The organism is Candidatus Infernicultor aquiphilus (assembly GCF_002784285.1).
GTDB lineage: Bacteria > Atribacterota > Phoenicimicrobiia > Phoenicimicrobiales > Phoenicimicrobiaceae > Infernicultor > Infernicultor aquiphilus.
On sequence record NZ_PFKO01000075.1, the window covers coordinates 1 to 3,892 of the forward strand.

Consider the following 3,892-nt stretch of genomic DNA (forward strand, 5'->3'; position numbering starts at 1 on the left):
AAAAAGCCAACCAAATTTCTCAAAAAATGATGGAAGGAAAATAAGTAAAAGGAGTAAAGGAGGGAGGAAAAATGTTACTGCTCGGAAATGGAACAGTAATTACTTTCGATGAAAATTCCCAGGTTATTTCTAATGGTGGAGTAGTAATTGAGGAAGAGGATATTGTGGCTGTGGGAGAGACGGAAGAATTACTTTCTAAATACCCTGAGGTCATATATAAAGATGTTAGAGGTAAGATAATAATGCCAGGTATGATTAACACTCACACCCATCTTTACAGTACCTTTGCTCGAGGTATGGATCTTAAAACAGATCAGCCGCCTAAAAATTTTGTAGAGATTTTGGAAAAACTATGGTGGAGATTAGATAAGACTTTAAATGAAGAAGATATCTATTATAGTGCCATTTATGCTCTTTTGGATGGTGTTAAGAAAGGAACTACCACCATTTTTGACCATCATGCCAGTAGTAACCTTATCGATGGTAGTTTAGATATAATTACTGAAGCAATTCGTCAAACTGGTATGCGAGCTAATCTATCTTATGAGATTTCTGACCGGGATGGTCATGAAAAAGCTTTAGCTGGGATTAGAGAAAACGAACGATTTATAAAAAAAATACAGCAGGAAGGAAAAGGTAACCATTACTTAAGAGGGATGATTGGGCTTCATGCTTCTTTTACTCTGAAAAATGAAACTTTATCGGAAGTTGCTGCTTTAGCTGATGACTTGAAAGTTCCTTTTCATATCCATGTAGCGGAAGGTAGGGCTGATGTATACGAAAGTAAAACTCGAGGTTACCAAGGAGTAGCAAGTCGTCTGGATCGTTTTCGCATTTTACGACCGGGGACTTTGGCCATTCATGGAGTTCATCTTCAGGAAGAAGAATTGGGAATTTTAAAAAATAATGACACCTATCTAATTCATAATCCTGAATCTAATATGGGGAATGCAGTAGGTGCTGCTCCGATTAAAGCTGCTTTTGATAAAGGTGTGGTTGTAGGATTAGGGACTGATGGTTATACTGCCGATATGTTTGAAAGTATTAAAGTAGCTAACCTGTTGCAAAAACATGAAGGACATCATCCTCAAGCTGGTTGGAAAGAAGTATTTCAGATGGCTTTCCAGAACAATCGAGCAATTGCTAATCGATTTTTTAATAAAACCTTAGGAGTTCTTCAAGCCGGTGCGGCGGCTGATTTAATAGTAGTAAATTACTATCCCCCCACCCCTATTACTAAAGAGAATGCGTATTTCCATATTCTTTTTGGCATAGAGGGGGGTATGGTAGATACTACTATTATTGGTGGAAAAATATTAATGGAAAATCAGGAAATAACCAGTTTAGATTATGAAATGATTTCCAGAAGAGTGAAAAAACAAGCCGAGGATTTTTGGAGAAGATTTTAAAATTTCCTTGAATCTAACCTCTAATTGTGGTAACATTCAAACTTGTACCTTCAGTGTCATTCTAAGGAAAAGGAAATTAAAATAATGGAAGCTTCGAATTTAAGAAATATAGCCATCATTTCTCATGTAGACCATGGTAAAACTACTCTGGTGGATGCTATGCTCAGACAAAGTGGAACTTTTCGAGTTAATCAGGAAGTAAAAGAAAGGATAATGGATTCTAATGATTTAGAAAGAGAAAGAGGGATTACTATCTTTTCTAAAAATGCCTCGGTTCATTGGGAGGGGACCAAGATTAATATTGTGGATACTCCCGGACATGCCGACTTTGGGGGAGAAGTAGAAAGAATATTAAGAATGGTTAATGGTGTACTTTTAATTGTAGATGCTTGCGAAGGACCGATGCCTCAAACTCGGTTTGTCTTACGCAAAGCCATGGAGTTAAATCTTATTCCCCTGGTGGTAATTAATAAAATAGACCTACCTAATGCCCGTCCTGCTGAAGTTTTAAACGATATTTATGACCTATTTATTGAATTGGGAGCTAATGATAAACAGATAGACTTTCCAGTTATCTATACTTCTGCCCGTATGGGTTCGTCTGGATTTTCTGCGGAATCTTTAGAGGATAATCTAAAACCTCTTTTTTTAACCATTTTAAAATCTATCCCTCCTCCTTCAGTAGAAGTTAATGCTCCCTTACAGTTATTAGTTACTAATCTTATGTATGATGATTATATGGGGAAAATAGTAGTTGGACTTATTACTCGAGGAAAAATTAGGGAGGGAGAAATAGTCACTTTAATCAAGCGAGATAAAAGTCAAATCTATTGTAAAGTAGTAAAACTATATCTTTTTGAAGGTCTGAAAAGAAAAGAAGTAAAAAAAGCTGAGGCGGGAGAAATTGTAGCTATTGCCGGAATCAGTGAAGCGAATATTGGAGAGACCGTGGCGGATAAAGAAAAGCCAGAAGCTTTGTCTAAAATTAAGATAGATGAACCTACCCTGACTATAGATTTTACGGTCAATAATAGTCCTTTTGCCGGGCAGGAAGGAAAGTTTGTTACTTCTCGTCATTTAAGAGAGCGTCTTTTCAAAGAAGTAGAAACCAATGTTAGCCTTAGAGTAGAAGAAACAGAATCTACTGATACTTTTCATGTTTTAGGGAGAGGAGAGCTTCACCTTTCTATCCTTATTGAAGAAATGCGTCGAGAAGGATATGAATTTCAGGTTTCTAAACCCAGGGTTATCTTTAGAAAGATTAAAGGGACAAAATGTGAACCAATAGAGCTTATGACTTGTGATATTCCTAAAGATAGTTTAGGAGTGGTTATGGAAATTTGCGGAAGGAGAAAAGCTGATTTAGTAAATATAAATGATATTTCTATGGATCAGCAGCGGCTCGAATTTAAAATTTCGACCAGGGGATTAATCGGCTTTCGAGACGAATTTCTTACCAAAACCAAAGGCAGGGGGATAATGAATCATTTCTTCCTTGATTATCAGCCCTATAAAGGCTATATTCCTTCCCGCTCTCGAGGAGTATTAATTGTCTATGAAGCTGGAATAACTACTACCTATGGTCTCCATAATGCTCAAGAAAGGGGAACCTTATTTGTTGGTCCAATTACCAAAGTATATCAGGGGATGATTGTAGGAGAAAATAAACGAGGTGGAGATATGGAAGTTAATGTAGCCAAGAAAAAACATGTAACTAATATGCGTTCAAGTAATTCTGATGAAGCCTTACGCTTGGAAAATCCTCGTCAATTTTCTTTAGAACAGGCTTTAGAATATATCCAGGAAGATGAATTGTTGGAAATTACCCCTTCTGATATGCGTCTTAGAAAAAAATTATTAGATTCTCACTCGCGTTATCAACATGCTAAAAATTTAGCTAGTTAGTTATTAATTAAAAGCACATCTTTCCCATTCTGTCATTCCTGAAGAAACAGGAATTCATCTAAATGTCACCTCGTTGCATATTAAAACTCCTTATTTAAAGTTTCAAATTGAACTTGTTCAAGTTGAGTTATATAATTTGTTTTCTCTGGAATTCTCTTATAACCATCTAAATATTTTTTTATTTTAGCTTGTGTATCCTCTTTTAAGAAAAAATATTTAATCATTTTGTGCACTAATGCACTTCTGCTAATACCTTTCTTCTTTTTTTCCTGTTCTATTCTTTCATATTCTTCCTGTGGAATGGTAACCGTTAATCTTAATTTTGTCATGGTTATCTCCTTGGTATAACTTATATCATGGTTATTTCCCAAAAAGCCAAAAATATTTTCAACAGATTATATATATGGGGCGTTTCAGATAATTTTATAGTAAATTATGACTCTTTGGTTATAATTATGCTTGTAGGGGCACAATGCCTGCCTGTGCGTGCCTGCCTGTGCGTGCCTGCCTGTGCGTGCCTGCCTGTGCGTGCCTGCCTGTGCGTGTACGCACGCAGACAGGTACGCACGCAGACAGGT

3 protein-coding genes are annotated in these 3,892 nt (G+C 36.5%); 2 read left to right on the forward strand and 1 reads right to left on the reverse strand.

From position 1 onward, the window contains the following. Positions 1-71: 71 nt before the first annotated feature. The gene (ssnA, locus tag COZ07_RS02090) at positions 72-1,409 is read left to right on the forward strand and encodes a putative aminohydrolase SsnA (protein WP_406606942.1); all 1,338 of its coding nucleotides are present in this window, start codon (positions 72-74) and stop codon (positions 1,407-1,409) included. An 84-nt stretch (positions 1,410-1,493) separates the two neighbouring features. Further along, positions 1,494-3,314, forward strand: coding sequence for a GTP-binding protein TypA (typA, locus tag COZ07_RS02095; protein WP_406606943.1), 1,821 nt, complete (start codon positions 1,494-1,496; stop codon positions 3,312-3,314). A gap of 80 nt (positions 3,315-3,394) precedes the next feature. Here typA and COZ07_RS02100 read toward each other — a convergent pair whose 3' ends face one another. Further along, positions 3,395-3,643 carry a CopG family transcriptional regulator gene (locus tag COZ07_RS02100; protein WP_406606944.1) on the reverse strand — a complete coding sequence of 83 codons (249 nt, stop codon included), beginning with the start codon at positions 3,641-3,643 and terminating at the stop codon, positions 3,395-3,397. Between the last annotated feature and the right edge of the window lie 249 nt (positions 3,644-3,892).

Excerpts from the sequence above, each read along its gene's own strand:
- COZ07_RS02100 (WP_406606944.1), bottom strand. The coding sequence starts at position 3,643 with ATGACAAAATTAAGATTAACGGTTACCATTCCACAGGAAGAATATGAA.
- ssnA (WP_406606942.1), top strand. The coding sequence starts at position 72 with ATGTTACTGCTCGGAAATGGAACAGTAATTACTTTCGATGAAAATTCC.
- typA (WP_406606943.1), top strand. The coding sequence starts at position 1,494 with ATGGAAGCTTCGAATTTAAGAAATATAGCCATCATTTCTCATGTAGAC.